The following is a 26,553-nucleotide window of genomic DNA, read 5'->3' on the forward strand; positions in this document are numbered from 1 at the left end:
ATGATCTTTATGCTTCTTCCATTGTTACTCGAAATGCCATAAGTTCTAAGGACTCTAAGGCAACCTCACTTGTACTTGCATCAAAAGAAGGTGCCGTTAATTTGGTAGGAAATGCATCAATAACTTTCCAGCTCACTATGGTACTTCCTGTCTCATCAAGAAGGTGTACTACAATATCCTTTTTATCTATTTGATTTAATTGGATATCATTGATCCACTCATAAAAAACTGGAATACTCTTCCCTTTTACGAACCCTTTTTCTAGGGTAATATTAACCGGTTGGATCTGTCCCGGCATATACATAATGTTCGGTCCTACTTTCCCTCCAGCTGCAAAACTCTCTTTGTATGTAATCGTTTCAAAGGATAAATCAAGACCCGTTACTTTAGAAAAGCTAAAGGACGCTCCATCAATATCTACTCTATAATTATAGGTTACCAATGGGTAATCTGTTTTTATTTGTTCTTTTGTTAAAGCCATTTTACTTTAGTATTAATTCATAATTCAATAATATGCTGTGAATGAGCTTGATAGTTCATCTTACAGTCAATCACTTTTAAAAAAATTATATCGGATTAAACTTCTTGCAGTTTATGCGAGAATTTTAGGATGATAAACTCTGCTGGTCTAGCCGCAGCAATTCCTATTTCTACAACCATACGACCTTCAAGAATATCTTGCTGCGTCATTGTTTTGCCTAATCCAACATTAACAAAATAGGCTTGTTCTTCTGTCGAACCTACCAATCCTCCTTGTTGCCAGATTCCGTATAAAAAGCTTTCGATCATTGCTTTAACTTTCAACCAAGTCGTTGTATCATTTGATTCAAATACTGCAAAATGAGAAGCTTTTTTGGTAGACTCTTCGATCATATTAAATAATCGACGTACAGAAACATATCGCCATTCGTTATCATTTCCGGCTAATGTACGTGCTCCCCATACTAGTGTTCCTTTTCCTATAAAACTACGAATAGCATTTACTGATTTCCCATTAGTGACATCTACATTAAGACGTTCCTGATCTGCCGAACTGATTTTAACTACAGGTCCGATTACAGAATTTACACTCACATTAGCTGGTGCCTTCCAAACTCCTCTTTCTCGATCTGTAGTAGCATAGATTCCCGCCACTGCCGAACTAGGAGGAAGGACGATGGTTTCTTTGGTCAACTCGCTTTTTATTTTGCTGTACAAGGCAGTACCTTTTCTACTTTCTAATGTAAAAGCACCTTCACTACCTCCTTGCTTAAAAATTTCCTGACCACCTGTTCCCGGAGTTGCAGTAATTAAGCTGTTTTCTGTTACAATTTCGATATCAAAATCTCCTTTGTTATCAAATGCTGTCCAAGCATCTAGTAAATCGCTAGCTGTAATACCTTCTGCAGGAACGTTTGAGATGGTTAACAACTTAGATGAAGAAATAGAAAACTCCACAGTATCGCCACTTCCACCATTGATTCTATATTTTGGTTCTTCAGAAATATCACCTGTATAGGTAATTCTAACACCATCGTGTATTACTTCGAAAATAGCTGTCTCCGAAGAAGAAGATAGATTGATAACACGAACATCCTGATCTTTATATATATAATTTAGGGATGTATGAATATATGGAGTATAGGCCGCACCGTATTTTAGGTTATTAGTTCCTATTCCATTTCTAAATTCATTAGCTTCCTCATCTTCTTTTTTGATATCAAAAATGCAAAACCTGTCTTTTAGGTCAGCACATTGTGCTAATGCTTGTTGGCAAATTGCGTGATAATCATTTGCTGATAATTTAGCCGCTTCACTTAACACAATAAGTGTAGGTTCATCTTCTTTGCTCAAGACCTCAAGCCCTTTCTCAAAAGCTAGCTTGTTATGAGTATTTTCAAAGGAACCGACAGAGATAATATAACAATCACCTCCTCCATTTTTAAAATAAAGGTCTATAGCATAATACAAAGTGTTCTTTGGAGCTATCACGGTTAATTTTTGTAACTGCTCATCATCATTAATAAGAACCTCAAATTCTGTTTTTTGAGCTCCTCCATACATTTCTCTGAACTCTAAAAAGGTAGAAATTCGTATCGCACTATTCGACACGCTTTTTCCATTTTTCACTGCTTTTTCGGTAAAACCTATAAAAGCAGGAACTGCTGTAGATACACCAGCAATGGACTGTGATAAAACAGGTACTTCCTCTGTGTACACATCAGGTGTTAAAAAACTAGACATAATTATTTAAATTTTAAATGTTTATACTTAGCATTCCCATAAACCAATGCGAGTCTTCTGGTCGTGCTTTTTTACTTACTTAATTTTAATTATTTGAATACCATTTTGTCCTTTTTGGGGATTGGGTAAATGACTAATAAGCACATCACCGTTTTTAATCAATTTGATGTTTTTTATAGGATTACTACTGTAGGGAATCAAATCTCTAGATTCAAAAGCCTTTATTCGGGTATCGGGAAAATTTAATCGTAGGGAAGTTACGATCTGGTCTGTAGTATTTTCGTCTATCACCATTTCGTTAAAAGTGATTTGCTCATTTCTGGATTCTATTGTGATTGCCGAATCTTCAGAATTGGAAACAAAATAGTACTTCCACCGTATTGATCTTGCCTTAAATATTACTGTATACTTAGTAGATTTTTTGGTAACATTTGCTTTAATTTTATTTCCAGCAATTATGATTTTAGCTAATGCTGGAAAACCACAAAAAATTCCATTCTGTTTTATCTGAGTGGCAATCAATTCAGAACTTCCTATTGGTTGTTCTTGATTTGTAAAGGAAATCATGTTCCCTTTTTCTATGGTAGAAAGATCTTTGATATCACTAATACGATCTGATGTAGGATATACATAAAAAGTAAATATATCGTCTTCACTTAAAACAGGAAAAGTATTGCGTTCTTCCTGAAAGAGAGCCAAAACTTTTACTCCCAGAGCCGTTTTTTTTAGTATAAAACGTCGCTTATCTAAATGTCTTTTCGTTTCATTTTCTGCAACCATTACCAAATCTTCCGGTATATCCGAAAAAAAAGGGTGTATAATTTCTATCTGAAAGAATTCACGATATTCCATCTGTCTACTTTTGTTACTTTAATTCAATATTTCGCTTACTCTATTGTACAATTTCTTAGACTGTATTTTTTAAGACTATAAAGGGGTCGAATAGTTATTTTTTACTCACCTGAAGTTCAATATTTGATAATGGTTCTCCTACAAATTCTACACTTTGCTCATCGATAAATGATAATAGACGGACTCTATATAACACAGAGGGTAAATAGGAAGTATTTAAAGAATGCCAAACTTGATTCTGTTCTTCCAAGGGGAGTGAAATTAGTTCTACAACTAGTTTCTCTATACGTTCATCAGATAGTTGTGGGGAGTTAAGTGGATTAAAAATCCTGTTTACCTGAAAAAACTTGATGACATGAGATAAAAATTTAAGTGCCTGATCATACTTATTAAATTTAGACACAAAAAGAATCAAAAGCTCTATTCTAATTTCAGGGTTAGCTTGAGTTCTGATTCCATCTCTTACAATACCGGAATATTGATCTGGATTTCTAAATTTTCTATCCTCTGAAATATTTATTAAAAATGGTGTGATTTTATCATTAGTAAAAGAAACTGGGTCATTGCTACTAGTACTAATAAAGTCTATAATATTTGATTCTGTAGTGCCTACTACATTCTTAAAATATTCATTGAGTTTATCTTTCAAAACACTTAATACAACATCAACCATAATATGCTGTTAGGTTTATTAATTTTGTGTGTATCAAAGGTAACTTGAGATGCTGCTTTATCTATAGAACAAGTCCGCCAAATCTGTAGAGATTTCCGACATTATATTGGGGGAAAATGCGTCAACTATAACATTTCCGACATCAGGAAATTTACCGTACTGATTTGTATACATTACCTTTAGTTAAACATGATGAAGTAATCTTATCGATATAATGAAAATAATAAACACCTTTTGCCATTGATTAACATCACATCGATATTCAATTATAATATTGGTTAGATATTTCTAATATTTGTTTACCCTAAATGGATATTTAGTTTTGTCAAAAGGTCATACATAGGTCATACCTTCTGTGTTTTTGAATAATTTACAATATCTTTTAAAAACACAAAAATCCTTTATAATCAATACCTATAAGCGCATTAAAGGTTATTAGAAGTCATTAGGAATCATAAAATAATAGACTTAGGATCTAGTGCCGCGAGGTGTGAGAGTTCGAGTCTCTCCGCCCGCACAGCAAAAAAAGCCGACTTTATGAGTCGGCTTTTTTTATTTAAGGTGTGTCTCGTCCTGAAATAAGTGGATACAAAATTGACTTATTTATGAAAGATTCAGGAAACACTAACAAGAAGCGTACTCAACGCGATTACAATTTAGGTTTTAAATTGGGAGTGGTATCCCAAGTAGAAAAAGGCGAGATGACCTATAAACAAGCCCAGAAGGCTTTCTGATTTATTGATTGTTAAATCACACTTTTCAAAGTTATAATGGCTTCTCATTAAACAAAAAAAGATTAGAACATATTTTACGTCTACTCTTAAAGAGTTTTTTGTTGGAATTATTAGTGACTTTGTTTATCTTTTGGTGTCTCAATATATATAACAACAAAATCATATTATAAAATGAAAAAGATTCTTTTAATTTTAGCAGTAGTATTAACAGCTAGTTTTACCTCTATAGATAATAATGATATCGTAGAAGCACAGGTAACTTATAGCGGACAATCTGATAAAGCGTATTATTTTACTAATAAGGATACGGGAAAGGTACTCGAATTTACTTTTGTAAGTAAAAAAGCGATCTCTAAGTATGATTTAAGTACAAAACAACTTACAGGAAAAGAGTTTATAATTACTTATGAAATTGATAACATAGAAATTGCAAGCAAGGATACGCAAGTGAAACAATACAAGAAACGTTTAATTCTTATCGATATAAGGATGGCAGAGAGCGAAGTAGTTAATAACTAACAAAATCTTAGGTAAGAGAGTTTGAATCTTTCTGTCTGCACAAAACAAATAAAACCTGTAAATAATTGATTTACAGGTTTCTTATTTTTTACCCAAATCTTTCATCTATATCATTATCACACTTTATAGGTTTTTTTTGATTATGAATAATTACACTTATCCATTTATGAAGTAAAAAACGGGCTAATTACTAGTGTACGGTTTGTAAGAGAATGATGGCATAAAAATTAAGTTAAAACTCAGACAATATGGTTTATTGATAACTAAATCGCTCTTTTTTGATAAAAGAGCGATAATTACCTCTACATAAGTGCTATAGCTTAAGTTTTTACCGCTATTTGTGTCTTAGGGATAAAAAAACTCTCCATATCAAAGGATATGGAGAGTTTATATTAACACTATGGTTATAAAACAAAAAACACGCTTTATTATTTTAATAAAGTATACTTTAATTTCTGGTTTCCTCTTTCAATACTCTCATTGACAACCTTGAAAAAATAAGGTTTATAATAATTCTTTGAATATCCTTTACGATGTAATATCTACCCTCTTTTTTGCTCGAATATTAAATTGAATCAAAAAAATAAAAAATAAAACAAAAATTCATTTCTATTTAGATTCATTCTTAATAAATTTGCAACAAATATATAATTATTTTAATTCAATCTAAATAAGGATTAGTAATTTTTAAAATATTCAAAAATGAAACGATTAACACTTTCATCACTTTTACTATTAGTTGCAGTATTTACGATAACTGCACAGGATAAAAAAAAGCAGGATAAAAATGCTATAAAAAAAATGTGTGGCTGCTATGAAGTAACCTTCAATTTTGCAGAAACTTTTCAATATAGCAATGATTCTCTTTATAAGCCTTCAAAACAAAAAATTGCCAAAGGGTTAGAATGGGCTCAATTGGTTGAGGAGGATAAAAACAAGATTTCTATTCAGCATTTATTACAAGTAGGTGATCCTTCAAAACCTCATATTGTAAAACATTGGAGACAAGATTGGATATTTCAAAACACAGATTTCTATATGTTCAACGGTAATAATTCCTGGAACTATGAAAGTAAATCTAAATCTGATGTAAAAGGCCAATGGACTCAAAAAGTATATCAGGTAGACGATAGCCCTCGTTATGAAGGTTCTGCAACCTGGGTACATGTAGATGGAAAAAGTTTTTGGGAAAACAGAACAGATGCTCCACTACCAAGACGAGAATATACTAAAAGAAGTGATTACAATGTAACCGTTAGAGGAAACAGACATGAGATTACTAAAAACGGTTGGATCCACGATCAAAATAATGATAAAGTAATACGTGAAGCGGGTAAAGCTGATGTTATTTTGGCTAAGGAAAAAGGATACAATACATATGTAAAAGTAGACGATAGTAAATGTAAAGTAGCCGCAAACTGGTGGAAAGAAAACAATCAAAAATGGGCTTTAGTTCGCAATAAATGGGAAAAAGTTTTTGGAAGAAATGCCAATTTAGTACTAGAAGCAAAAGTTGATAACAAACCACTATATAAGCATCTATTTTCTGACGAATACATAAAAGAACAAGATATCAATAAAGTCATCGAATCTTTTGTAATTCAATAACCACAACCACAACCAATAAATATTACAATCATGTCTGTCTTTAAAAAATTACCCCTATTGCTACTTCTATGTGGCTTGAATTTGATGTATAGTCAAGCCACTATACAAGGTGTTGTAAAAAGCGAATCTGATGAGGCGATTCCTTATGCAAATGTATTCATCCAAGGAACCAGTCTAGGTGCACAAGCACAAGAAGATGGTACTTTTACTATTAACAATGTTCCTTTTGCTACCTATGAGATAGTAGCTAGTGCTGTTGGATATAACGAACTTAGTCAAAAGACGGCTATATCGGGAGATATATCAGGTCTTGTTTTTGTATTACAAAATGATACTCAGCTAGAAGAAGTTGAGCTCTTTGGTTCTAGAAATAAAAGAGCAGAAAAATTAGAAACACTTACCAGATTACCTTTACAGCCCAACGAACAGTTACAGAGTATTTCTGTACTGTCACATAAACTTATCGATCAACAAAATGCTTTAACACTAAGTGACGTTACCAAAAATGTTGCTGGTGTTTATACGTTTGCTACATACGGGAATATAAGAGAAAGTATGTCTTTAAGAGGGTACAGAGGTATTCCTTTATTAAAAAATGGAGTTAGAATCAATTCAGATTTTAGAGGGACTGGTGTCATTACTGATATGGCAGGGGTCGACAATATCCAGGTATTAAAAGGAATTTCTGCAATCAGTCAAGGTTTAGGAGGTGATTTAGGTTCTGTAGGAGGAGTGATTAATGTTGTAACCAAAACTCCTAAATTTTACAATGGAGGTGAAGTAAGTTTAAGAGTTGGTAATTTTGGCAAAGTACGCCCCACATTTGATTTTTATGGTCCTTTAAACAAAAAAGAAACCATTGCTTTTAGAGTAGCAGGTTCATATGATAGAGCAGATAGTTATAGAGTAAAAGTAAACTCAGAGCGTTTTTATATAAATCCTTCCCTCGCATGGAAACCAAATGAAAAAACGTCTATCGTTTTGGAAATGGACTATATGGATGATAGTAGAACTCCAGACCAAGGAACCATTAATTTTGGAGATTATGCAACCAACACTATTTTTAAATTACCAAATGATAAATTTTTAGGCTTCGAATCTGATAGAAATAATTCTGTAAATACTACGTATGCAATACGTTTTGAGCGAGAAATAAATGATGACCTAAGTATAAAAGCTGGGTATTTTGCTTCTGATTTAGAGACCTATGCAGAGACTTCTTATGCTTTTCAGGGAGGTGGAAGATCTGGATTACCAGAGTTATTAAATACACAAAGATATCGAGAGTACTACGCACAGGGAAGAAGTGATAAAAATAGTGTTTTACAAATAGATTTGGTAGGAAAGGATATAAAAACAGGGTTCTTAACACATACATTTCAGGCAGGAATAGATTATAGAAATACCACTTTTGACAATACTGCTTATACGGCTAACTATCCAGATAATGATAATGACCCCGATAATGATCCTCCTACTTATATAGATATCATTGATGTCACTCAACCTATCAATAATATTTTACCTAATGGTGTTACTGTAACACCAAATCCTGCAAGAGCTACAGGATCAAAAACAAAATCATATGGATTTACTATTCAAGATAAAATTTCTGTTACAAAATGGGTAGATCTCTTTTTAGGATTACGATATACCTCCTTAGAAAGAACCAAAGGTAATTTTATAGGAAGAAGTTTGACCGGAGCAAAACGTGATGATGCCTTTAATCCTTTAGTAGGATTAAATATCAAACCTACAGAAAATATTATTATTTTTGGCTCTTATGCCAGTAGTTCTAACCCTATGACTTCTTTTTACCGAGACATTAATGGCAAAGAGTTAGGTACAGAACGTTGGGATCAATTTGAAACAGGTATTAAATCGGTATGGTTAAATAAAGCCTTACGCTTTAACATAACATATTTTTCGACCTACAGCAAAAATTTAAACTTACAAGCAATCGACCCAGCAGGTAATTTCTTAGGATATTATTTAAAAGGAGGAGAAGATACCAGAAGTGGTGTTGAAATAGAATTAATAGGTAGAGTATTGCCTAATTTAGAAATAATTGGAGGTTATTCTTATTTAGATGCCAAATATAAAGACCATGCATCATATTATTTTAATTCTAGTCCATTAAATACACCAAGACATACGGCTAATTTTTGGGTACGTTATAACTTCAAAAAATATGTAAAAGGATTGTCTTTAGGTGCAGGAGCTTATTATTTAGGAGAACGTCCTCATAATGTATGGTCCAGAAATTACACACATACTGGAGTAGTTCCTGGGGTTAGGCCATTTGATTTAAAAGCATATACCACGGTAAACGTACAAGCATCATACAAATTTAATAGTAAATTAAGTTTAGATGTTTTCGGAAATAATGTTTTTAATGAAATTGGATATAATGCATATCGTACAGTATATCTTAACAGGATTCAACCTGCTAGTTTTGGAACGGTATTGCGATATAAATTTTAAATTAAAAAAAATGAAAACAATAAAATTATTAGCCGCATTTATTTTGTTTGTAAATATTTTACAGGCTCAGACAAAAAATGTTTTTTTAGAAAGAGAATTCTGGGAAACTAACCCTTCAATAGAAGTTATAGATCAGAAAATAACAGAAGGTAATAATGCAATAGCATTAAATAAAAATGGATTTGATGCTGTAGTATATGCTATTTTGGAAAACGCAGATAATGCTATAATAAAACACTTACTTTCTAAAAAAGGGAATGATGTTAATAAGCTAACCCATGATAAAAGAACCTATGTGTTTTGGGCAGCTTATAAAAATAATGTAGAATTAATGAAACATCTTATTGCTCAAAAAGCAAGGATGGATTTAAAAGATTCTCATTACTTTTCGGTATTGACTTTTGCAGCAGCGGCCGGCCAAACAAATACAGAAATTTATGACTTATGCATTAAAAACGGGATTGATGTACAAACTGACAAAGATGAACACGGAGCAAACGCTTTATTGTTAGTAACTCCTTCCCTAAAAGATTTTACTCTTATCGATTATTTTACTTCAAAAGGTTTAGACATTCATGACAAAGATGATGATGGAAATGGAGTTTTTAATTACACTGCACGTACTGGAAACATAGAAATGCTAGACCAATTAATCAAAAAAGGTGTTTCTTATAAAGAACTTAATGATAAAGGTGACAATGCAATGATTTTTGCCAGTAGAGGCACCAGAACAGGTTATAATTCTTTAGACTTCTTTCAATACTTAGAAAACTTAGGTATTGAACCAAATATTACAAACAAAAATGGAGTAACTCCTCTACACAATCTAGCGTATAGAAATAACGATTTTAAAGTCTTAAATTATTTTTTAAATAAAGGGGTTAATACTAATCAAAAAGATGATAAAGGTAATACTCCATTGCTAAATGCATCTCATAGTAATACATTAGAGGTTATAAAATTATTTGCAAAAAATACAAATGATATAAATATCACTAATAAAGAAGGACATTCTGCACTAACCAATGCAGTAAAAAATAATACAATAGACGTGGTTGATTTTTTAATTAGTCAAAAAGCCAATGTAAATGTAATCGATTCTAAAGGGAATGATCTAGGATACTACACACTAAAATCGTATAATCCAAATAAGGTAGATCAATTCAAAAAGAAAATAGACGCCTTGACTAAAAAAGGACTTGATATTACCAAGCCTCAAAAAAATGGAAATACATTGTATCATTTGGCAATAGAGAAAAACGATCTAGAGTTATTAAAAATGATTCCTGATTATAATATCGATATCAATGCTAAGAATAAAGAAGGAATTACAGTCTTACATAAAGCAGCAATGACCGCCAAGAACAATAAAATCTTAGCATATTTATTATCTATAGGAGCTAATAAGGCCATTAAAACTGATTTTGAAGAATCTGTATTTGATCTGGCAAGTGAAAATGAAGTATTAAAGACAAACAACGTAGATATAAATTTTTTAAAATAGAATGAAAAAAATAGTAACATTTAAAGTGTTTCCAATAATAGCACTTGCAATTTTTACTGTATTTGGGTTTAAAAGTACTACAGAAAGTAATACCTATAAATGCATGATACAAATGACAAATTATACAGGAGAAGGTGCATATATAGTTATTTCTTTACTAGATCCAAATGGGAACTACGAAAAAACACTTTTTGTACAAGGTGATGATGAAGAATGGTATCATGATATTACCGATTGGTGGAAATTTTATGGAAAAAAACGTCAAGATATTGACGCTATTACAGGAGCAACTGTAAGTGGTGGTGGACGATCTATCAATATTATTGAAATTGAAAGTAATAAGATTGACTCTGGTTATAAAATACGTTTTGAAACTGCTGTAGAAGATCAAGAATATTATAAAAATGATGTAGAGTTTGAGTTAACATCTGAGACCACAAAAAGTAAAGTTGAAGGAAAAGGGTTTATACGATATATTCGTATGATGCCACAATAACAATACGATTAAATGACGATTTCAATTTGGAGATATAGCCACCTTGCTTTGGCTATATCTTCATTTGCTTTTATACTTATAGCCTCCTTAACAGGGATTGTTTTAGCATTCGAACCTATATCGAATCAGCTAGAGCCTTATGCTACATACAACGTAAAAAACATTACTCTTGCGCAAACTATAACAGTACTACAAAAAAATTATGATGAAATAATTGAAATTGAAATCGATAATAATGATTTTGTATCAACCTCGGTAATTACCAAAGAAGGAAAAAATAAAACTTTTTATGTCAATCCTCTAACTGGTAAAAAGGTAGGTGACATTATTGAAAAAGCTCCCGTTTTTAAGTTTGCTACCAACCTACATCGTTCTTTATTCCTAAAAAGTACCGGTCGTTTTTTTGTAGGATTAGTTTCTTTCATATTATTTTTAATTGCAACTACCGGAATCCTTTTAATTATTAAAAGACAACAGGGTATACACCGTTTTTTTTCTAAAGTTATAAAAGAGAATTTTGAGCAATATTACCACATACAAATAGGTAGGTTAACATTGATTCCTATTATCATAATAGCTCTAACAGGTGTGTATTTGTCATTAGAAAAATTTTCACTATTACCATCCAATATAATTAAACATCAAATTGATTTTGAGAATATAAAAGAAGCTCCCAAACAGCAAATCAAAGATTTTAAAGTTTTTAATCAAACACAACTTAAAAATGTTAGAAAAGTAGAATTCCCTTTTTCTGATGATCGCGAAGATTATTTCCACATAAAACTATCTGATAAGGAGTTGAATATTAATCAATTTACAGGCGAAATATTAAGTGAAATAAAATACCCTTTTAATACACTAATATCACATTGGAGCTTGGTATTACATACAGGGCAAGGAAGCATCTTATGGTCTATTGTCTTACTTATTTCTAGCTGTTCTATTCTGTTCTTTATGTATTCAGGTTTTTTAATGGCTTTCAAACGAAGAAAGAAAAGTCTAGTCCTAAAAAATGTTTATCATAAAGACAAATCTGAATACATTATTTTGGTTGGCTCAGAAACCGGAAATACATTTGATTATGCAAAACTTTTCTATAATGCTTTGATTGATTTGGGAAAAACGGTCTTTATTTCAGAATTAAACAAATATTCATCCTATAAAAAAGCAGAGCATTTAATTGTATTTACAGCAACTTATGGTAAAGGGGAACCTCCTACAAATGCAAAAAGTTTTGAGCAATCTTTTAAGAAAATCAATCAAAAAAAAGAAGTTTGTTTTTCCGTTGTGGGTTTTGGCTCTTTAGCATATCCAGATTTTTGTGAATATGCAATAGATATTGATAACATGTTACGTTCACATTCAATGTTTAAACCAATTCTAGAACTGCATAAAATTAACAATCAATCTTTCGAAACCTTTAAAGATTGGTCATCGCAATGGGGCAAAAATGTTGATTTATCAATACCTTTAAAACAGCCACAGAAGGCAATAAAAACTAAAAAAAACAAGCTATTTTCGGTTGTTTATAGATCTCCACTAAACATTGACAACACATTTTTACTGCGTTTACATCCAAAAGAAAAAATAAGATTTCAATCAGGAGACTTGTTATCCTTTTACCCAGAAAACGATTCTGTAGAACGTTTGTACTCTATTGGTAAAATTGATGACGATATTATTTTGAGTATTAAAAAGCATGAATTCGGAATATGTTCAACCTATTTTAGTAAGCTTAGTCAAAACGATAGCATTAAGGCATCAATAAAACGAAATCCTCATTTTAATTTTCCAACTCACGCAAAAGAGGTCGTTATGATTGCAAACGGAACAGGAATAGCTCCTTTTTTAGGAATGATTAGTGAAAATCATAAGAAAATAAAAACACATCTATTTTGGGGAGGAAGAAATAAACAATCTATTGAATTGTATAATGCAGTAATTCAAGACAGTTTAAAAAACAATAATTTAACTACTTTTTATCCTGCATATTCAAGAGCCCAGCCAGAAAAAATATATGTACAGCATTTGCTAAAAAGAAATAGTAACCCAATTACAAAAATATTAGACAAAAACGGAGTTGTACTAATTTGTGGATCTATTATTATGCAAAAAGAGGTTATCAATGTGCTAGACGAAATTTGCAGAGAAGTCAATAATAAGCCAATAAGTTATTATCAAAATAAAGGACAACTTAAAATGGACTGTTACTAACTTTTAAAGCTCTTATCATATTCTAATCAAACAAAAAAAACCTGACAAGTTAAACTCATCAGGTTTATAAATAGACACTAAATTAAGGGCAACCTTTACAAATCAAATCATTACTACTTATTATTTACCCCTTAATTACTTCTATTTTTAAAGACATCTAGTTCAAGGCCTACCCAAAAACTATCCTTCTTTATGTTCATCACCTTCGTAACCCAGTGTGATACTATCTATTGCATTTTTTAATTTGATATCAATTTCTTTTAGGGCACCATCAATCTTGGAAGAATAATATTTATACTCTTTACCATTAAAACGCAATGTAGTAATTGGCCAATCTCTCACTTTTTTAAATGCCAAATCTTCATTTAAACCTTTATTCAATATTGTTTTTAACGCTCTAAACTCCTGTTCTTTTAATTTTGTTTTTATATTTCCTTTTGCAGAAACGTGTTGTATTCCCGAATAAGAAACCGAACCGTCTTCATATATCCACACATCATACACCGGGCATTTTCCCATACAAGACCCTTTTGAATAATATACCAGTGCTTCATCTTTTGAAGTATCTGTAGAGGTATTCTTGGTAGATTGGCAAGAAAAATTCACCATTATCAATACTATCATTACATATTTCATACGCTATCTTTTTTTAAGTACTAGTGGTTCGGATAATCACACCATTAATACCATTTTTATCATTTTAATGCTTGTGAATACTACAGTGTGTTTTATTCTTATTACCGAAAGTATTTGCATTTTTCCATGATCCCGGAAGAGGTAGGAAGCTTCTACTGCTTTTTGCAATATTTCCTCTTATATAATTTCGCAGCTTTATCATTTCGGCATTATCATACATCATCTGTACCTTTTTTTCTGCTCTACTGTTTCCATTTACTCCTCCAGCTCTGGTCACAAACGTAGCAAAGACCTCTGCAATATCTTCCCCAGGATTGGTAGAAGCGTACTGAGTTACATAACGCTCTTTATATTTATCATAAAATTTTTGTGCATCACTCTGATTATTCACCTTTCCAAATTCTTCCCAGATATCAGCCCAATGACTTTGATATAGTTTATTAATATTAGAATTACCCCTAGAACATCCTTCTCCGGTAAAGAAATTTTTGCAGTCGCCTTGAGATATAGAAGAATCGACCTGCACTTTATCCAAAGTAATGATATGCCCAAATTCGTGCACTATAGTATATGCCAGTTCTCCTCTTGCATTAAACCCTCCTTGATATGCAAAATCTATCGCAATACCCATCTGCCATTTTGAGAGATCTTGTGTTCTTTCTACTACATATCCTGCGGTTCCATCATTTTCACCAGCAAAAATTACAAACTCACTCATTCTTGATCTATAATCTGGCGGAACTATCTTTTTTACTAAATTCCATATTTCCTCATGCTTTTTAGTATCCTTTTGAAACTCTAATAGTTTTCCGGTTACTTTATAATCCTTTTCTTTTACTATTTTATCACCTTCAACTTTATAAAGAGTTATACTTCCTCCATCACCTTCAGTTCCACTATCAGTTCCTGTATTACCTTCGGTATTTGTATTCGAATTTGGTTGTGGACCTGCTGCATCATCATCTTTACTGCAGGATTGGATAGAAATTGTTACAATACTCAGAAAAATGATCAGTATACAATTCCATTTTTTTACGTTTTTCATAGTTTATTTCGGGTTAAAAATTAAACGTCCTTTCTTACACAACAGTGAACTTTTAAAACACCCTATTTTTTTATCTACTTTTTTTTAAATCCTCTATATTATTTTTTAGAAATAGGGTAAAAGCAAAACATACTGTTGTTATAGTATATGGAGATATCATTACAATAAAAGCTTAAGTAGAAGGCATTAGTAGAAAGAAAAAAGAACATCTTTCTATACTTTTTCTTTAAATACCGTAGTTTTGAAAAAAAAGCTAAGTATTTCTAAGATGTCAGAAAAACAAAAGTCTGTTTGTGATGAAAAAAACTTTAGAATGATTTTTGATAATCATTCTGAAGTGATCCTGAATTTCATTTATTATAAATGCGGAGATATGAAACAGGCAGAAGATATAACACAGGATGCTTTTGTAAAACTTTGGAAAAATTGTAAAAAAGTACTTTTTGCTAAAGCAAAGTCATTTTTAATGAAAGTAGCTCAAAATGCTTTTTTTAATGAATTAAATCACGAAAAAGTAATCTTAAAATATAATCAGCAAAGCTTTTCTTCTATTCAATATGATTATAGCCCAGAGTTTTTAATGGAGGAAAAAGAGTTTATGGTAAAATTACAACGTAGTATTTCTGAACTCCCGGCAAAACAACGAGAAGTCTTTCTATTAAGTAGAAAAGACAAGAAAACCTATAAAGAAATTGCAGAGATTATTGGGTTAACGCAAAAAGCGGTAGAGCGAAGAATGCATTTGGCATTATTAGAATTAAGAGAAAAATTAGGGCGCACGGTCTAACAAAAAGCAAAAAAATGGAAAAGTCAGATAACATAGATGTTTTTTTAGCCAAATGGGCCAGCGGTGAATTATCCGAAGAGGAAATCAATGCTTTCAAAAAATCTAAGGATTATACTTTATACGAAACTATTCTCGAAGGAACAAAGTTACTTGAAGTCCCTACAGTAGATAGAGAAAAACTTTTTGATCGTATTCAAGAAGATGTTTCTAAAGAGAAAAAAGTGGTCTCCTTGATTCCTGGATGGGCATATGCAATCGCTGCAAGTATTGCACTAATCCTTGGGTATACTCTATTTTTTAATCAAAACATTACACATCAATCCGGATTTGGAGAACGGCTAGCAATAACACTTCCCGATGGTTCTGAAGCTATTTTAAATGCTAAGTCCAAACTGTATTATAAAAAAGGAAGCTGGGAAAATACCGAGCGAATCGTATTTTTAGATGGAGAAGCCCTTTTCAAGGTGAAAAAAGGAAATACATTTACCGTAAAATCTGATAACAATGCTGTTTCGGTATTAGGCACACAATTTAACGTTAATGCTTCCTCTGATTTTTTTGAAGTGATTTGTTATGAAGGCAAGGTTAAAGTAGAAAATGGTACTTCTTCAAAAATTATTACTAAAGGACAAGCGGTAAGAAGTGTCGATTCATCATTCGAAGAATGGGAACTAAATGATACTGCTCCTTCATGGACTGTAGGAGAAAGTAGTTTTGTCAATACCCCACTACAACAGGTAATATCTGCTCTCGAAAAACAATATAAGATTACTATTAAAAGTGAGCATATTGGTATCGATCAACGATACAGTGGCGGGTTTGCTCATGATAATTTACAAAATGCTTTGCATACTATTTTTGATGCAATGGATATTAAGTTTATTTTTATAGACAAGAATACTATAGAATTGTCTAAAGAATAAATGAAATACCACTTTTTATTGCTTATTTTTCTTTTTTCTCTAACTGCAAATGCTCAAGAAAAAAAGAAAGACATACATTACCTTGACCTCTCATTAGACGGTTTTCTAACCGAAATGGAAGGGCTGTTTGACGTGAAATTTTCTTATAATACTTCGTCATTCACAGATATAGTGATCACGATAGATCAAAATGCTATATCATTAAACGAAATTATAGCTATTGTATCCAGTCAATATCCTATACATTTTACACAAGTCGATGAGCGGTACTATGTTGTCAAACTTATTAAAACAACCTCTTTTTGTGGATATCTAACAGATGAAACCCATACTCCTATTGAGGGAGCTACTATACTTAACGAAGTCAAAAAAACAGGGACCTCATCTGATGAAAAAGGCTTTTTCTCTTTAAAAGACAACAACTTATCAGATACTTTGACGATTTCATACCTTGGATATAAAACTATTTCTATTCCTCTTAAAAAAGTAGTTGATAAAAAATGTGATACGTATATTCTATCTCCCGAAGATTTTGTGCTAAATGAAGTAATTATAAAGGAATATTTAACCTCGGGGATCGTAAAAACCAGAGATGGTTCGGTTAAAATTCAACCTAATAATTTAAACATAATTTCGGGATTATCTGAGCCCGATATTCTGCAAAATATTCAACTGCTTCCTGGGATAGAAAGTCCGCTCGAAACCGCTTCTGGGATTTATATAAGAGGCGGTACTCCTGATCAAAACCTAATTCTATGGGACGGTATTAAAATGTACAATTCTGATCACTTTTTTGGGCTTATTTCTGCTTTTAATCCCTATATCACCAAAGATATTACAATATATAAGAGTGGAACTCAACCCATTTATGGAGATCGCGTTTCGGGAGTTATTGATATCAAAACAGATCAAACTGTACCCGATAAAACACAAGGAGGTATAGGAATCAATATGACTCATGCCGATGGATATCTGAAACTTCCTATTTCTAAAAAAATAGCTGTTTTAGTATCAGCCAGAAGATCTATTACCGACATTATTGATACTCCAACAATTAATACTTACTCTAACCGAGCCTTTCAGAATACAAGTATTACCGATAACAGGTCTATTTTTGATCCCGAATCTTCAGAAAGTAAAGAGTTATTTTATTTTACCGATGCAACCTTAAAATTAATTGCCAACCTTTCTAAAAAACACGACATCTCTATTTCTAATTTGTTTACTCAAAATAAACTTGACTATTCTTTTCAAGATTCTCAATTCGCAGATATGTCTCAGGATAAACTCGCTATTAAAAATTTTGGAACCAATATTTCCTGGAATAGTAAATGGGGTTCTCGATTCTCTACAAAAACACAATTTTCATATTCTGAATATGTACTCGAATACCAGGGAAGGAATCTCTTTGTTAATCAAGATCTAACTATCGAAAAAGAAAATGCTATCGAAGAATATGGTCTGTTATTTCATTCTGAATGGAATATTAATCCTCATTTCACTTTTTCTAATGGATATCAGCTCTACTATAACCGAACAGCATTTTATCTAAGAGAAAATGATTCTGAAGTCGGAAATTTTCAGGAGAACCCTACTCATAGTTTTTATTCTCAATTACAATATAGTGCTCCCCAAACGTGGTTGATTAGTTTTGGACTAAGAGGAAATTATTACGCTGGTTTAAACTCTACTTTTATCGAACCCAGATTCTATGTAGAACGAAAAATGGGAAAGTATTTTAGAGTTAAAGGATCTGCAGAGGTCAAAAACCAATCCATTAGCCAGGTGATTGAATTTGCCACTTTTAATTTTGGCCTAGAAAATCAGTTATGGGTCGCAGCACAAGAAGATGATATTCCATTGTTGAGAAGTCAGCAATATACCCTGGGAACTCTTTTTCATAAAAAAAACTGGAACATTGAGATAGATACCTACTATAAAAAGATAAAAGGACTTACTTCACTAACCAGAGGATTTGAATCTACTTCTGGTGACTTGTCTGAAGGAGAAAGTATCTCTAAAGGAATAGATTTATTAATTAAGAAGAAAGCTGGTAAGTACTCTACTTGGCTTGGCTATTCATTTTCTGATACCGAGTTCATATTTAATACGCTTAATCAAGGTAAGGCTTTTAAAGGAAATAATAATATCACTCATTCTATTTCTTGGTCTCATGCTTACCAGTGGAAGAAATTTCAGTTTTCATTGGGATGGAAATATCGTACCGGTACCCCATATACTCCTGCATTAGGGTTTACAATAGTAGATGATCAACCCATTGTTCAATACGGTGCTATAAACTCTAAATCTCTGCCCGATTATCATAGATTGGATTTTTCTGTAGTATATGATTTTAACTGGTCATCAAAAAACGATCGAGTAAAGAGTCGTCTGGGCTTTTCTTTATTAAATCTATATGGGAGAAAAAATATCTTAGATCGAAGTTATCCTCTCTATCAATTAACTGATAGTGAAAATAATATTTCTTATGAATTAAGAGAAATCAATAAATCTTCTTTAAATATTACTCCTAATGTTACGTTTAGACTAAGTTTTTAAATCATTATTTCTCTATATACCACAAAAAACTCCTCAAATTCTGAGGAGTCTTTATCATGAGTATAAAGAATTAGTTCAAATAGCTAGTTCATAAGTTTTTGTATTAATGGCATTACTCAAAAGATGTTTCTCCTTTATTAGGGTTATACACATAGTTAAATGTATAATATTGTGATTTTTTAGAAGTATCCTCATCCTGATAATAACTTAGTATTTCTACCTTGGCATAGTTACCGTTACGGGTTTTAAAAACAAGTATTTTTCCAGGGATAGGAGAGATCAAGTGGGTTGGAGGTCCAGCATAATTATACCAGCCATTATCACTACCTGTAGGGATAGCAAATACTGTATCTGCATCTTGACTAAAAGTTACATCCTTTGCACTGGTTACACCTGCAAAGGTACCCGTAACTACTGCTGCTCCTACGCTACCATTACGTGCAGGTTCTTCTGCTACACCAGTAACTGTTCCTCCGTTAACTGCTATATTAGTACCTCTAAATGCAACATCCCAGTCTGTATCACTGGTTGTTATTTTTCCTGTTTCAAAATCAAACTTGGTAAACACCCCTCCTACAGGGTTTCCAGTTCCCTGACCGCCTGTCTGTATAGCTTCAAGGTTAGAGATCTTTTCAGATTTAACAGGTATTGGAGTAGTTGTATCATCATCGCTACTACACGAAACAAGTACTGTACTAAGTACTAAAAATAATATTGATAATTTTTTCATTGTCATGACATTTAAAATATTAAAATTGATAGTTAAGTTTTGCATATAATTGTATCCCCGGTAAAGTGGGAATGTTGTCTTCGGTATAATCAAAAAGATTATTTGCACCTATTTGTAGTGTAAACTTTTCATAAAAAGTTTTACTGGCAGCAATATTTGCTGTTACATATCCATCAACAAAGCTGGTATCATAATCATCTATAAGATCATTACCGTTTGTATCAAACAAGGCATATTTACTTCTATACAATAGCCTCAAGTTTATATTCGCTTTCGCGGAAACGATATCATAAAAAACCTTAAAGTTTGCATTATGTCGTGAGCGATTCACAAGTCCAAAGTATTCTGATCTCGAGACTACAACTGTTTGATTAGTTTCGGGATCACGGGCAAATACTTCGCCATTTTTTACTTGTTTTTCTTTTTGTTTATCAAAAGCATAGAGTAACTGATAGCCAGCACTCAATCTTACATTATCGGTTATTCTGTAGTTGGTATTAAGCTCTAGACCTGTGGTGTATATTTCATCAAAATTAAAATAGCTAAACACATTTTGCCCATTAGTTTTACGGGCGATAACACGAGTATCAATAAGGTTTTTAAAATCGTTTCTAAAGAAATTAAGTTCTGCATTCCATCGCTTTTCTTTATAGGTTAACCCTGCATTATATCCTATAGAGCTCTCTGCTTCAAGAGGGTCTTGTAACGATGATTCGGGAACGACCACATCAAGAATCTGTCCCTGAGCCTGTAGCTCATTTAATTTTTCTAAAGCTACATTATATCCCAATACGGTATATCCCACTGCAGAGTTTGTAAAGTCAAAATAAAGCTGTCTAAAATCCGGAGCTTTAAAACCATATCCTATAGAGGCTTTGGCGGCCAGTACATCTGTTATTTTATACCGTAATGCAAGCTTAGGGCTAAACTGGTTGCTATATTCTGAATGATTATCAAAACGTGCCCCCGCAATGATGTTTAATCGCTCAATTAGGTTTACATCATATTGAGCATACATATATTGAGAATTAAAATCTACTTGTTTATCAAAAAAAGTACGATCTAGTTGATCGTATTGAACACCTATCCCGGCAGTAAGTTTACTCCTGTCTTTAAATGTGTAGGTAGTTCGTATCTCGGGACGTAATAAATGCTGATCAAAATCACTATCACTTACTATATCGCCAGAGGCAGAATCTGCCAGTTGTTCTTTGGCATTATAATTAGTATAATAAAACTCGTATTGGGTAGTTAGATGATCACTCCATTTGTGATCAAGACGTACGTGACCGTTCCATTCCTGTTCCTCACTATCTCCTTCAAGACTCGTAGTATTAGCTGTGAATCCCGCATCCTGATATTGCGTATATAAACGACCAGACAGAAATAACGAAAATCGATCAGAAAAATCATAATACAACCTACCATTAAATGTATAATTCTCAAATGGGTTTACGGTCTGGCCGGCTGTATCTGGATTAAGATCATAGCCTTCACTAGAAAAGCGGTTTGCAAAAACCCCATAACCAAACTTCTTAATACGCTGCTTAATATCTACGTTAATATCCTGCTGGGTATAACTACCAATACGATATGATGCATTGCCCGATAGCACATCGCTTTTTGGCTTCTCTGTAATGATATTAATTACACCACCCAAAGCATCAGAACCATAGAGACTACTAGACGGCCCTTTAACTACCTCGACTTGTTTTATATTCCCAACAGTTAACCTGTTTACATCAAAATTTCCGGCTTTTCTACCTACCAAAGGAACACCATCTATAAGAATCAAAATATAATCTGAAGCAATTCCTTGAATTTGCACCCCTTCAAAACCACTTTCATCAGCAACAGTAATAATTCCTGTTTGCTCATTTAGAATTTCATTAAGCCTAATGGTTCCCGATTGTTTAATTATTTCCTGAGAAACAATTGTAACCGGTAAAGGCAGGGAAGAAAGCTGTCTTTTTGTTCGGGTAGCTGTAAGGACTACCTCTTGTAATTCATTAACCAAAGTAGTATCTATAGCTTTTTCTTGCGAATATCCATTTACGACAACTAAACCTGTTAAAACACAGATTATCAGACTCTCAAACTTCATTTTTATTTAGAATGTTTCTTAATAGATTGCAAATATATATTTATTTTTATTTATTCTAAATAAACTTAACTATTTTTGTCATTAAATTACAGAAATAACTTACAAATCATGAAAACAACATTTTATATTCTTTTTAGGAAAACTATTACTATCAATAGTAGATGCTCAGGTAGATAAAAAAGGGCATTTCAGACAACCTCTTTTGTTGCTGGTGTATGTATTTAAATATATAATTACCCCAACTTTTAGTTTATCATAAATTGAGTCAAAGGAATGAGATAACAAAAGGTATGTATATGATGGTAATTAACCTGTCATTCTGGACTTGATCCAGAAGCTAATTTGGAATAGTATTTTTCTATGTGGATATTATTTTAAAGAAATATACACTAAGTACTTTCAGATGCTCAGTACAAGTGTAAACAGGGCACTGGAATGATAAGAGGAACCAGTCCTGAAACCAATTTCGAAACAGGTTTCAATACACTATTTTTATACTTACTTCTACACCGTAACTTCTTACAATCAACACTATAAAACGCGCAATATAAATCACTGTATTTTAGATTTTTATACTAGTGATATAGAATTTAATATGGAAATAGTATGAAAAATATTAAAAAAAAAGAAGAAATATCTTACGGGAAACCGTAATTATTTGAAAGCTTCTTACTATATTGTGCTTTAGGAAAATAGAACTACTAAAAAAGGTAAAATAGTTCGTTTTATATTTTTTGGACACAAATTATCGAATAGAAATTATATATAAGGATTTAGGGTTAAATCATTCAGAGATCATATCCTTTTTGAGCTATTTACTCTAAAAACATCCTTATAATGGTTGGTTTATTAAATCAATCGTTATTCAGACCCTGCTTTTGTTGGCTCGCCAAAGTTTTACAATTGCGGGGTTGTTTCTGTCTTATAGCTACCTATTTAGCAGCTTTTTACGATTGATCAATATTTCTAATTGCTGTTTTTTTAAGCCAACAATCTCAATTATTTTAAGTGTTACTTCAAATTTAAAGCTAATAAACGACAATTCCTTATGGATTTCCGTAATAAAAGCGTTAAACTAATGTGAATCTGGTATGGTTAAAATTTAAATATCTGATTTTTAGATTTTTACACATAACCCATCTCATTGCTTTATCTGGTAATACTTCCTGTCTGCTTAAGTATTTCGACATAGTTCTTTGATAGTGCCTATGCTGGTTTATCGAGAACAGATTATACTTTCATAAATACTTCTCGATACATCCTCCTACAGCGTGGTGCTCGATCCCGAGACAAATTCGGGACAAGTTGTGATGTAACGTTTTCGTTTATGAGTTCCAGTCTTTAGTTTATCCTGAGTCCTTCGATAAACTCAGGGCAGGCCAGTCGAAGGGCCAGAATGACAAGAAGTATATTGGGGTGACAAAAGGTGCTGAGAAGAGACTTACCCTTCGACAAGTCTGTCGAAGGGATCTATCTACAAAAGGCCTAAATCTTTGGTCATTGCCACCAGGTGAATGGCATTTTTAGCTTTAAAATTATATTTCAATTTATTAAGTCGCTTTTCTATAGAGCTTGTACTATTAGGCGAAATTTGATTTTTCTTAAAATAATGCCCTATTTCTTCCTGGGTAAGGCCATCAGACAAATGCTTTAATAACAAAATATCATAATCCTGGAGTTCGAAAACATTATTCTTACTCATTGCACTTTCTAACTGTGGAGATACATATCGAATACTGTTAAACACATCGGTAACAGATTTTACCAATTCGTTTAGTCCATAGCGTCCTTTGCATACATAGCCATCTATGCTCTGTTCTGCAAAAAATGATTTAATTTTACCGGGTCTATCTTCCATAGAATATATAATAACTTTAACATTAGGTTGGATCTCTCGTATGGCTTCTACAAGTTCAATCCCTGAAGCCAATTTTCGTTCTCTGTGACTCTCTTTAAACGAAAGATCTGTGATCAACAGATCAAAAGGGGCATGATCACTAATTGCTCTTCTAAATTTTAGGAGAGCATCATCACAATATTGTGCTTGTTGTATTTCATCAATCCCAGTTCTTTCTCGAAGAATATGTGCGATACCATGGCTAATACTACCAAGATCTTCTGTAACTAAAACTTTCTTAAACATAAGCTCTATATTATAATTAATTTGGAAAATTTATCTTCGCTTTAAAGCCTTTTCCTTTCTCTGAATCAAAGATAAATGATCCCCCGATCGTTTTTATACGGTTTTCCGTATTTTGGAGTCCGTTACTATATATTATTTCTTCTGCAGCTACGCCAACACCGGTGTCAGCATACGTGATTACTATACCTTTGGACGTTTTCTTAAATGTAATTGCCACCAGTTCGGCATGACTATGTTTTTTCATATTTACCATTAATTCTTGCAAAGTACGGTGTACAATGATCTTTTTTTCTGGATTTATCGCCTGCCAATTGATATCATCTATGTCTTTGATAATAATTTTGGTGCCATTAGTACTATAACTACTTAACATACCATTAAGTTCGGTAGCATATTCCTCTCCTGTTCTAAAACTATTATGTTCTCTAGAGATATCCCGGGTAGTATGATATATCTCTTCTAATTTATCTAACACTTCGGGGTCATTTTGATCATTCTGCATTTGCATCATCACTTGGTATACATCATTTGCCAGCTCATCATGCAATTTTTTAGAGATTCGTGCTTCTGCATTATATACCTCTCGTATTTTTTCTCGGCGTAGTCGTTGTCTATATAGATAGAACACCAATCCTCCTATTAAAAAAACAAACAGGGTACTAAACAAATAAATAACCTGTTGTCGCTCTTTTCTGGCCTTCTCTGCTTTTAGAATCAGGTTCTCATTGGTCAGTTTATCGTTTTCATAGCGGGTTACGGCATAGATCTCCCGGTTGCTTTGGTTAGCTTCCTCTAATTCGTCATGAATTTGTTTAAACTCTTTAGCTTCATCATTGGTCGCTTCTCTTAACTCAAATATAAATCCAAGAGCTTCGAGGGTTGATTTTAAACTATGTCGTTGTTTTGCATATTGATAAGTTGCTTCGGCATACTCTAATGCTTTAGCTTTATCTTTCCCAAAATAATATTTAGTGAGATCAATATTACTAGCAATTAAACCTCCAACATCATTAGCTTCTTTCCGCATTTCTAATGAAAAAAGTAATGCAGTTTTAGAATCTTTATTTTCTTTATTTTCTAGCCATTGTATATATCCTAAATTACTTAACACTCTTGCATATTCTCTTATATCATGCTGAACTATGGTATTAGATACTAATGTTTTTAATATTGATATTGCTTGTTTATATTTCCCTTGACCAGCCAATATATTGGCTTTTGTATTTTTAAAAATTAAAATATTTTTGATTCCTATAGTTTTTATAGACGTGCTGTCTTTACCAAGTGCCAAAGCCTGTGCATTATATTTTAGAGCTTCACTATAATTTTTTTGTTCTTTATTAGCTACGGCAATGTTATGATATAATCCTGCCAAATTTCTTAATTCTGAGGTATGTTCTAAATAAGTTACCCCATCTACCGCTGTGGTTTTACACCCGGAATAATCCCCTAAAGAGGCCTGGATATTTGCCATAATCAATAAATTTCTACCTGCACCTATAGTGTCTTTACTGATTCTAAATATTTTAAAGTTTTCATTACGATATTTAAAAGCTTCTGTTAACTGGTTATTGTTCTTATAATATATTCCTAATTTGGTTAAGGCATTTACTATATACATAGTATCTTGATTGCGTCTTGCCAAATCGTAAAATTGATGTGTATATACAATGGCACTATCATATTGTTTAGTTTTACTCAATAACCACGTTTTTTGTCTGAAACCATTATAAATTAAAGAATCATATTGGGATAACAATATTCCTTTTAAGTATGAACTAACATGCTGTAAGCGTTCTGGTATGGATAAGGAATCTGCTTTACTTAGGTTATAATATCGAGCAAGACTATCTAATTCATTCTGAGATAAAGGTCTTTGTATCTGGCCAAAAACAGGTATACTACTGCATAAAATCAGTAGTACTATTGTTATAATATAGAAGGAATCGACACGCCAAAGTTTCATCCCCCTAAAATACTAAATAAATTGGGTGTATATGATAGATTTTATATCATATACACCCAATTAACTTACTTTTATTTAATTTTAGTCTCCTCCTTTATCTTCTTCACTAGGATCAACTTGTCCATCATGCTCTCCAGTAGCAACTGTCTCAATAGAAATATCTTCTGTATCGTTAATATTATCTGCAGTACAAGATGCAAGGTTTGCCGTGATAAATAGGGTCATAAGTAGGTATAAAAAAGTTCTCATAATATTTTATTTTTTTAAGATTTAACATGGGGATTGCTGCCTGGTTCTACACCAGGGATTTGGGATAGCAATCAAATAGTACGGGAATATTCCCTCATTTTTTC

Annotated in this window: 20 protein-coding genes and 1 pseudogene; 10 read left to right on the forward strand and 11 right to left on the reverse strand. The window is 32.4% G+C overall.

Annotated elements, in window-relative coordinates; translation table 11 throughout:
* Positions 1–7: 7 nt before the first annotated feature.
* From Z054_RS0100220 to Z054_RS29775, 4 genes are all read right to left on the reverse strand, one after another.
* Complete coding sequence (locus Z054_RS0100220; protein WP_024768090.1) at positions 8–481, reverse strand: phage tail protein; 474 nt, start codon at positions 479–481, stop codon at positions 8–10.
* A 95-nt stretch (positions 482–576) separates the two neighbouring features.
* Positions 577–2,223 carry a phage tail sheath family protein gene (locus Z054_RS0100225; RefSeq protein ID WP_024768091.1) on the reverse strand — a complete coding sequence of 549 codons (1,647 nt, stop codon included), beginning with the start codon at positions 2,221–2,223 and terminating at the stop codon, positions 577–579.
* Positions 2,224–2,298: 75 nt separating this feature from the next.
* Positions 2,299–3,075: a hypothetical protein gene (locus tag Z054_RS0100230; protein ID WP_024768092.1), complete on the reverse strand. Its 777-nt coding sequence runs from the start codon at positions 3,073–3,075 to the stop codon at positions 2,299–2,301.
* 94 nt (positions 3,076–3,169) lie between these two features.
* Complete coding sequence (locus tag Z054_RS29775) at positions 3,170–3,748, reverse strand: DUF4255 domain-containing protein (protein WP_024768093.1); 579 nt, start codon at positions 3,746–3,748, stop codon at positions 3,170–3,172.
* Positions 3,749–4,353: 605 nt separating this feature from the next.
* On the opposite strand from Z054_RS29775, the pseudogene Z054_RS32665 reads away from it, so the two are divergent.
* The 7 genes and pseudogenes from Z054_RS32665 to Z054_RS0100270 all read left to right on the forward strand — a co-directional run.
* Positions 4,354–4,479 (forward strand): annotated as a pseudogene (locus tag Z054_RS32665) (IS3 family transposase); the annotation flags it as partial.
* 174 nt (positions 4,480–4,653) lie between these two features.
* Complete coding sequence (locus tag Z054_RS0100245) at positions 4,654–5,001, forward strand: hypothetical protein (RefSeq protein ID WP_024768094.1); 348 nt, start codon at positions 4,654–4,656, stop codon at positions 4,999–5,001.
* Between the two features lie 702 nt (positions 5,002–5,703).
* Positions 5,704–6,609 (forward strand): DUF6607 family protein, encoded by a 906-nt coding sequence (locus tag Z054_RS0100250; protein ID WP_024768095.1) that lies wholly within the window; start codon positions 5,704–5,706, stop codon positions 6,607–6,609.
* 57 nt (positions 6,610–6,666) lie between these two features.
* The gene (locus tag Z054_RS0100255; protein WP_241461375.1) at positions 6,667–9,093 is read left to right on the forward strand and encodes a TonB-dependent receptor; all 2,427 of its coding nucleotides are present in this window, start codon (positions 6,667–6,669) and stop codon (positions 9,091–9,093) included.
* 10 nt (positions 9,094–9,103) lie between these two features.
* Positions 9,104–10,597 carry an ankyrin repeat domain-containing protein gene (locus Z054_RS0100260; protein ID WP_024768097.1) on the forward strand — a complete coding sequence of 498 codons (1,494 nt, stop codon included), beginning with the start codon at positions 9,104–9,106 and terminating at the stop codon, positions 10,595–10,597.
* Between the two features lies 1 nt (position 10,598).
* Entirely contained in the window at positions 10,599–11,093 is a 495-nt protein-coding gene (locus tag Z054_RS0100265; RefSeq protein ID WP_024768098.1) for a DUF2271 domain-containing protein, read from the forward strand.
* A gap of 12 nt (positions 11,094–11,105) precedes the next feature.
* Positions 11,106–13,307 (forward strand): PepSY domain-containing protein, encoded by a 2,202-nt coding sequence (locus Z054_RS0100270; protein ID WP_024768099.1) that lies wholly within the window; start codon positions 11,106–11,108, stop codon positions 13,305–13,307.
* 180 nt (positions 13,308–13,487) lie between these two features.
* Here Z054_RS0100270 and Z054_RS0100275 read toward each other — a convergent pair whose 3' ends face one another.
* Together Z054_RS0100275 and Z054_RS0100280 are read right to left on the reverse strand one after the other, a co-directional pair.
* Positions 13,488–13,943 (reverse strand): DUF6438 domain-containing protein, encoded by a 456-nt coding sequence (locus Z054_RS0100275; protein ID WP_152538419.1) that lies wholly within the window; start codon positions 13,941–13,943, stop codon positions 13,488–13,490.
* 64 nt (positions 13,944–14,007) lie between these two features.
* Positions 14,008–14,988: a zinc-binding metallopeptidase gene (locus Z054_RS0100280; protein ID WP_024768101.1), complete on the reverse strand. Its 981-nt coding sequence runs from the start codon at positions 14,986–14,988 to the stop codon at positions 14,008–14,010.
* Positions 14,989–15,229: 241 nt separating this feature from the next.
* Here Z054_RS0100280 and Z054_RS0100285 point away from each other — a divergent pair, with 241 nt between their 5' ends.
* From Z054_RS0100285 to Z054_RS0100295, 3 genes are read left to right on the forward strand one after another with little or no spacing between them, the layout of a single operon-like run.
* Positions 15,230–15,775 (forward strand): RNA polymerase sigma factor, encoded by a 546-nt coding sequence (locus Z054_RS0100285; protein ID WP_241461376.1) that lies wholly within the window; start codon positions 15,230–15,232, stop codon positions 15,773–15,775.
* A 14-nt stretch (positions 15,776–15,789) separates the two neighbouring features.
* Positions 15,790–16,698 (forward strand): FecR family protein, encoded by a 909-nt coding sequence (locus tag Z054_RS0100290; RefSeq protein WP_024768103.1) that lies wholly within the window; start codon positions 15,790–15,792, stop codon positions 16,696–16,698.
* Complete coding sequence (locus tag Z054_RS0100295; protein ID WP_024768104.1) at positions 16,699–19,257, forward strand: TonB-dependent receptor; 2,559 nt, start codon at positions 16,699–16,701, stop codon at positions 19,255–19,257. It begins immediately after the preceding gene.
* Between the two features lie 112 nt (positions 19,258–19,369).
* Here Z054_RS0100295 and Z054_RS0100300 read toward each other — a convergent pair whose 3' ends face one another.
* From Z054_RS0100300 to Z054_RS31475, 5 genes are all read right to left on the reverse strand, one after another.
* Entirely contained in the window at positions 19,370–19,987 is a 618-nt protein-coding gene (locus Z054_RS0100300; protein ID WP_024768105.1) for an HmuY family protein, read from the reverse strand.
* A gap of 19 nt (positions 19,988–20,006) precedes the next feature.
* The gene (locus Z054_RS0100305; RefSeq protein ID WP_024768106.1) at positions 20,007–22,091 is read right to left on the reverse strand and encodes a TonB-dependent receptor plug domain-containing protein; all 2,085 of its coding nucleotides are present in this window, start codon (positions 22,089–22,091) and stop codon (positions 20,007–20,009) included.
* 1,474 nt (positions 22,092–23,565) lie between these two features.
* Complete coding sequence (locus Z054_RS0100310; RefSeq protein ID WP_024768107.1) at positions 23,566–24,234, reverse strand: response regulator; 669 nt, start codon at positions 24,232–24,234, stop codon at positions 23,566–23,568.
* Between the two features lie 16 nt (positions 24,235–24,250).
* Positions 24,251–26,200, reverse strand: coding sequence for a tetratricopeptide repeat-containing sensor histidine kinase (locus tag Z054_RS0100315; RefSeq protein WP_024768108.1), 1,950 nt, complete (start codon positions 26,198–26,200; stop codon positions 24,251–24,253).
* 81 nt (positions 26,201–26,281) lie between these two features.
* Positions 26,282–26,449, reverse strand: coding sequence for a hypothetical protein (locus tag Z054_RS31475; protein WP_161635219.1), 168 nt, complete (start codon positions 26,447–26,449; stop codon positions 26,282–26,284).
* Between the last annotated feature and the right edge of the window lie 104 nt (positions 26,450–26,553).

This window comes from Aquimarina macrocephali JAMB N27, assembly GCF_000520995.1.
GTDB lineage: Bacteria > Bacteroidota > Bacteroidia > Flavobacteriales > Flavobacteriaceae > Aquimarina > Aquimarina macrocephali.

What these genes read in the sequence shown, in the direction of transcription:
- Z054_RS0100220 (WP_024768090.1), bottom strand. Translation starts at nt 481, where the DNA reads ATGGCTTTAACAAAAGAACAAATAAAAACAGATTACCCATTGGTAACC.
- Z054_RS0100225 (WP_024768091.1), bottom strand. Translation starts at nt 2,223, where the DNA reads ATGTCTAGTTTTTTAACACCTGATGTGTACACAGAGGAAGTACCTGTT.
- Z054_RS0100230 (WP_024768092.1), bottom strand. Translation starts at nt 3,075, where the DNA reads ATGGAATATCGTGAATTCTTTCAGATAGAAATTATACACCCTTTTTTT.
- Z054_RS29775 (WP_024768093.1), bottom strand. Translation starts at nt 3,748, where the DNA reads ATGGTTGATGTTGTATTAAGTGTTTTGAAAGATAAACTCAATGAATAT.
- Z054_RS0100245 (WP_024768094.1), top strand. Translation starts at nt 4,654, where the DNA reads ATGAAAAAGATTCTTTTAATTTTAGCAGTAGTATTAACAGCTAGTTTT.
- Z054_RS0100250 (WP_024768095.1), top strand. Translation starts at nt 5,704, where the DNA reads ATGAAACGATTAACACTTTCATCACTTTTACTATTAGTTGCAGTATTT.
- Z054_RS0100260 (WP_024768097.1), top strand. Translation starts at nt 9,104, where the DNA reads ATGAAAACAATAAAATTATTAGCCGCATTTATTTTGTTTGTAAATATT.
- Z054_RS0100265 (WP_024768098.1), top strand. Translation starts at nt 10,599, where the DNA reads ATGAAAAAAATAGTAACATTTAAAGTGTTTCCAATAATAGCACTTGCA.
- Z054_RS0100270 (WP_024768099.1), top strand. Translation starts at nt 11,106, where the DNA reads ATGACGATTTCAATTTGGAGATATAGCCACCTTGCTTTGGCTATATCT.
- Z054_RS0100275 (WP_152538419.1), bottom strand. Translation starts at nt 13,943, where the DNA reads ATGAAATATGTAATGATAGTATTGATAATGGTGAATTTTTCTTGCCAA.
- Z054_RS0100280 (WP_024768101.1), bottom strand. Translation starts at nt 14,988, where the DNA reads ATGAAAAACGTAAAAAAATGGAATTGTATACTGATCATTTTTCTGAGT.
- Z054_RS0100290 (WP_024768103.1), top strand. Translation starts at nt 15,790, where the DNA reads ATGGAAAAGTCAGATAACATAGATGTTTTTTTAGCCAAATGGGCCAGC.
- Z054_RS0100295 (WP_024768104.1), top strand. Translation starts at nt 16,699, where the DNA reads ATGAAATACCACTTTTTATTGCTTATTTTTCTTTTTTCTCTAACTGCA.
- Z054_RS0100300 (WP_024768105.1), bottom strand. Translation starts at nt 19,987, where the DNA reads ATGAAAAAATTATCAATATTATTTTTAGTACTTAGTACAGTACTTGTT.
- Z054_RS0100305 (WP_024768106.1), bottom strand. Translation starts at nt 22,091, where the DNA reads ATGAAGTTTGAGAGTCTGATAATCTGTGTTTTAACAGGTTTAGTTGTC.
- Z054_RS0100310 (WP_024768107.1), bottom strand. Translation starts at nt 24,234, where the DNA reads ATGTTTAAGAAAGTTTTAGTTACAGAAGATCTTGGTAGTATTAGCCAT.
- Z054_RS0100315 (WP_024768108.1), bottom strand. Translation starts at nt 26,200, where the DNA reads ATGAAACTTTGGCGTGTCGATTCCTTCTATATTATAACAATAGTACTA.
- Z054_RS31475 (WP_161635219.1), bottom strand. Translation starts at nt 26,449, where the DNA reads ATGAGAACTTTTTTATACCTACTTATGACCCTATTTATCACGGCAAAC.